Origin of the sequence: Actinoplanes sp. NPDC051851 (assembly GCF_040681165.1) — a bacterium.
In the GTDB taxonomy this organism is placed as follows: domain Bacteria; phylum Actinomycetota; class Actinomycetes; order Mycobacteriales; family Micromonosporaceae; genus Actinoplanes.
This window is the reverse complement of record NZ_JBFAYF010000145.1, coordinates 1-4,416: the sequence shown is the minus strand read 5'-3', so window position 1 is coordinate 4,416 and position 4,416 is coordinate 1. Positions and strand designations below refer to the sequence as shown.

Sequence of the window (4,416 nt, the reverse complement as noted above, 5' to 3'; positions counted from 1 at the left end):
CGCTCGAAAGATCACGCGATGGCCGCGTTCTATGCCGGACAGGATGTCCGACGATCACGCCAACCGCGTTACACCACTATCAGGGACTCCACCCGGTGAAAACCACCGCCGCCCACGAGTGACCACGACTGCCCATGACTCTCCGAGCATGCGCGGAGCACACGAGGCGGAAGATCCACAGCGGACCGAGCGGTTCATGACCCAGTCGGGTATGCCCGCATGCCCAGGATCACTGACGATCGTCAGGAGTTAAGGCAGCGGCCGCGCCCAGCTTTGGCGGTCGGCTCGATCACTGCCTGATCAGGCACAGGCCGCTACGCGGCGTGGGCCGGCTCTGTCGGCTCAGCGGCGCCGCGATCGGCTGGTCATCTCGCTTCGGCGAGGGATGCGTTGCTCGTCGTTCCGGTCAAGGCTTGCGGGAGCAGTGGCAGTGCCGCCGTTCGGCCGCCGATCGAAGGATCGGCGGCCGCGACCAGTCGGTGGCTCACTCGCCGAGGAGGCCGATCAGGACCCGGGACACCGTGCTCTCGAAGGGGGACGGGGCCGACAGTGAACTGCCGGTCAGTGCTGCCGTCAGGTCGGTGCAGTGTGGGCCGAGGGCTGAACGGGTGAGGACCAGTTCCGGCAGCCAGCGGTGCCGCAGCATCAGTTCGTGCCCCTGCCTGCACACCTGCAGCAGGCCGGGTAGCCAGGGGCCGCCCGGCGCCGGCAGCTGGTAGCCGGCCGCCACCTCGTCGACCATGAGGTCGAGCAGGTTGTCGCGGCTGTCGACGTAGCGATAGAGGGACGCCGGGCCGGTTTTGAGGTCGGCGGCGTCCCGGCGCATCGAGACGGCAGGCAGTCCTTCCCGGCCGGCGAGGGCGATCGCCGCGGCAGTCACCTCCGCCCGTGATCACTCGGCGGGCCGACCCACTCCCGTGCGCCGCTCTCGGAGCCAGACCGGCACCGTCCCCATCTCCACGCCGCCCCTCTCGTTGCGGTAAGCCCATCATTACGGTTACGGTGTTCGCGAACACCGTTACCGAAACTCGACCGAGTGTGGAGGCCACGGGTGCCCCAGGAATCGATGATCAGAATTGCGCACACCGCACGCAACGGCGACGTGCACCTCGCCGTCGACGACCTCGGCGGCGCCGGCGGGGAGCCGCTGCTGCTGATCATGGGGCTGGGCGTGTCCCGGTTCTATTGGCCCGACGGGCTGGTCGAAGCGCTGATCGACGCGGGCTTCAGCGTGGCCTCGTTCGACGGCCGGGACGCGGGCGGCTCCACCCACTTCGAGGACGCCCCGGCCGGTGACCCGGTGACCGGTCTGCTGCGCCGCCGGCCGCTTGCCTACACCGCGGAGGACATGGCCGACGACACCGTCGCCGTGCTCGACGCGCTCGGCTGGCAGCGTGCCCACCTCTTCGGCATCTCGCAGGGCGGCCTGGTCGCCCAGCGCACCGCGCTGCGTCACCCGCACCGGGTGCACACGCTGACCACCTTCGCCGCCGTGCCCAGCGACGCTTCCGGCGCCGCCTTGCTGCTGCGTTACGTGCGCCTGCCGTTCCTGGCCCGCCTGGCCCGGATGCGCCACCCCGACGGCCGCGACGGCGACGTCGCGGCCGGTTTGGACCTGTTGCGGGCGGTCGCCTCGCCCGGCTACCCCTTCGACGAGGACGACGCCCGCCTGCGCGTGGAACGCGAACTCGACGCCGGGCTGCCCAGCGGCGTCCGCGACAGCCGTGCCCAGGCCCGGCAGACCAGTGCCACCTGGCACGGCCCGAAGCTGCGCGAACTACGCGTGCCAACCCTGGTGCTGCACGGCGAGCGGGACCCCCTGGGCCGCCCGTCCGCGGGCCGCCGCATCGCCGCGTCGGTGCCGGGCGCCCGCTACGTCGAACTGCCCGGCACCGGCCACGACCTGCCCCGCGAGATCTGGCCCACGGTGGTCCGCGAGATCCGCGCCTTGGCCACCGGGCCGACGAGTGCGCGCCAAGGAGTCAGCGGCTCACCGGACGGCACCGAGCAGCCTGCGGTGCCACCGCCGTCACGGCGGGCGGTGTGGGCCGGCCGGATCGCGGCACTCGCGGCGACGGTGGGGTTCATCCCGTTGCACGCGGTGTGGGCAGCGGGGATCCCGCTCTTCGCCGACGAGGAACGGTTCGCGGCGTGGCACGCCGATGGGGGCGGCACCTACCTGTGGACACTCAACGCGCTGGCGCTGCTGCCGGCGGTGCTGGCCTTCGCGCTGATCCGGCCGTGAGGGCTGGTCTTCCCCCGCTGGGTGCCCCACCTCGCCGGCCGGCGGGTGCCGCGGCTGCTGCTCGTCATCCCGGGATACGCGCTGGTGGCGGCGCTCGCCGGATACACGGCGTTCGCCGCGGTGCTGGCGGTCCTGCAACGGGACGCACCCGAGGCCATCTTCAGCCCCTGGACCGGCGCCTACGGCATCCCCCACTTCGCCCTGTGGATCACGGCCCTGGCCATCGCCACCCACGCGTACGCCCGGCGCACACGCCGTTGACACCGACGAGCACGAAGCCATCGCGACCCGGAAAGATCAGACGATCATCATGAGTCATGCCGTGACGGCTGACCGGCTGCGCAAGTCCTACCCCGGTGGGGTGACCGCCCTGGACGGGCTCAGCCTCGACGTCCGGGCCGGTGAGGTATTCGGCCTGCTCGGGCCGAACGGCGCAGGGAAGTCCACCACCGTCAAGATCCTGACCACGCCGGCCCGGCCCGACGCGGGCCAGGCCACAGTCGCCGGGCATGACGTGCTCCGGCACCCCGAACGGGCGCGATCCGCGATCGGGGTGGTCGCCCAGCGTTCCGCCCTCGACCCGATGGCCAGTGACCGCGACAATTTCACCCTTCAAGGACGGCCTTTCGGCGTACGCGGAAAGGCCCTTGATCTGAGGGTCGAGGAACTGCCGGAACGCCCGGTCCCGCGGCACCGCCAGGGCCACCTCCCGACCTCGGTGGCCAGGGTCTTCGGGCTGTGCCCGTTGCGCGCGCCCGGTGTGCCGCTCGCGTACCCGAAAAGCGTTCCCTAGGATCGCTGTCTCACCGCCGCCGCGTCGAAGGAGAGTTCCGATGACCGATCCCGCCATCGATGTGACCCGGCCGAGCAGCGCCCGGGTATGGAACTACCTCCTGGGCGGCAAGGACAACTTCGCCATCGACCGAGAACTCGGCGAAGCGCTCATCGCGGCGAACCCCGGAATCACCGCGGTCGCCCAATCCCAGCGGACGTTCCTCAACAAAGCGGTCACGCTCCTCGCCGGCACCGCCGGCATCCGCCAGTTCCTGGACATCGGCACCGGCCTCCCGACCGCCGACAACACCCACGAAGTCGCCCAGCGCACGGCGCCCGGCTCACGAATCGTGTACGTCGACAACGATCCGCTCGTCCTCAGCCACGCCCGCGCCCTACTCACCAGCTCGCCCGAAGGAAAAACCGCGTACGTCGACTCCAACGTGGAGGACCCGGAACGCATCCTGGCCGAGGCCGCTCACACGCTCGACTTCAGCAAGCCCGTCGCGCTCACCATGATCGGCATCCTGGGCAACGTCGCCGACTACGCGCAAGCCCGCTCGATCGTCGAGCGGCTACTCGCCGCCGTACCGTCAGGCAGCTACCTGGCGGTGAGTGACGGCACCAGCACCAGCGCACAGAGCGTGGAGAGCCAGCGGGTCGCCAGCAAGAGCGGTCACCCGTACAACCTGCGCACGCCCGAGGAGATCGGCGGATACTTCGACGGCCTGGAGCTACTCGAACCCGGCCTGGTATCGACCTCGCTCTGGCGACCGGACCCCGAGACCGAACCAGCCGCCCTCGACGTGTACTGCGCCGTAGGCCGCAAGCTCTAGCCTCGGTAAAAATCTGCTCGCCGGGTGCGTTGCCGGCGCCAAGTAGAGCGCCGCCGATGCACCAGTTTCCGGGCTCCTCGACGGGAGAGCCAGCGAGAATGGCTCTGAGCAGTGCATTCGTGTCCGCCATCATTGCAGCAGCTCGCTCCCATGGCGGATATAACCCCTCGAACCACCCCCTCAGAGACTGCCGGGTAACCGTCTGGTCACTGTGTGATCAGACGGTCGGCGTTGATGCGTCGGGCGGCTTCGCGTTGGGTGGCATTGCTCCAGCGGACTGTCCGCCCGGCCAGGCGGATTGTCATGAGCCGGATCATCGCGACCTTGATCATCGCTTCGGAGTTGGCCGCCAGGCGTTCGTAGTCCCGGGCCGGTCTGCGGTTGCGGACCAGCCAGCCGGAGGTTCTCTCCACCGCCCAGCGCTGTGGCAGAACCTTGAAACCCTTGGCGTCGTCGGTGCGGTATCAGGTGGAGTCCCTGATAGTGGTGTAACGCGGTTGGCGTGATCGTCGGACATCCTGTCCGGCATAGAACGCGGCCATCGCGTGATCTTTCGAGCGA

5 protein-coding genes and 1 pseudogene are annotated in these 4,416 nt (G+C 69.8%); 4 read left to right on the top strand and 2 right to left on the bottom strand.

The window, feature by feature from the left end:
* Window positions 1–484: 484 nt before the first annotated feature.
* Window positions 485–880 (bottom strand): hypothetical protein, encoded by a 396-nt coding sequence (locus tag AB0M08_RS47195; RefSeq protein WP_364508840.1) that lies wholly within the window; start codon window positions 878–880, stop codon window positions 485–487.
* 171 nt (window positions 881–1,051) lie between these two features.
* On the opposite strand from AB0M08_RS47195, the gene AB0M08_RS47190 reads away from it, so the two are divergent.
* The 4 genes from AB0M08_RS47190 (at window position 1,052) to AB0M08_RS47175 (ending at window position 3,855) form a co-directional block, all read left to right on the top strand.
* On the top strand, window positions 1,052–2,245 hold the full coding sequence (locus AB0M08_RS47190) for an alpha/beta hydrolase (RefSeq protein ID WP_364508837.1): 1,194 nt from the start codon (window positions 1,052–1,054) through the stop codon (window positions 2,243–2,245).
* 21 nt (window positions 2,246–2,266) lie between these two features.
* Window positions 2,267–2,506, top strand: coding sequence for a hypothetical protein (locus tag AB0M08_RS47185; RefSeq protein WP_364508834.1), 240 nt, complete (start codon window positions 2,267–2,269; stop codon window positions 2,504–2,506).
* A gap of 61 nt (window positions 2,507–2,567) precedes the next feature.
* Entirely contained in the window at window positions 2,568–3,038 is a 471-nt protein-coding gene (locus AB0M08_RS47180; protein WP_364508832.1) for an ATP-binding cassette domain-containing protein, read from the top strand.
* Window positions 3,039–3,078: 40 nt separating this feature from the next.
* Complete coding sequence (locus AB0M08_RS47175; protein ID WP_364508829.1) at window positions 3,079–3,855, top strand: SAM-dependent methyltransferase; 777 nt, start codon at window positions 3,079–3,081, stop codon at window positions 3,853–3,855.
* 206 nt (window positions 3,856–4,061) lie between these two features.
* On the opposite strand, the pseudogene AB0M08_RS47170 reads toward AB0M08_RS47175, so the two are convergent.
* A pseudogene (locus AB0M08_RS47170) lies at window positions 4,062–4,316 on the bottom strand (transposase); the annotation flags it as partial.
* Window positions 4,317–4,416: the final 100 nt, after the last annotated feature.

Coding starts and splice junctions, on each gene's coding strand:
- AB0M08_RS47175 (WP_364508829.1), top strand. CDS start 3,079: ATGACCGATCCCGCCATCGATGTGACCCGGCCGAGCAGCGCCCGGGTA.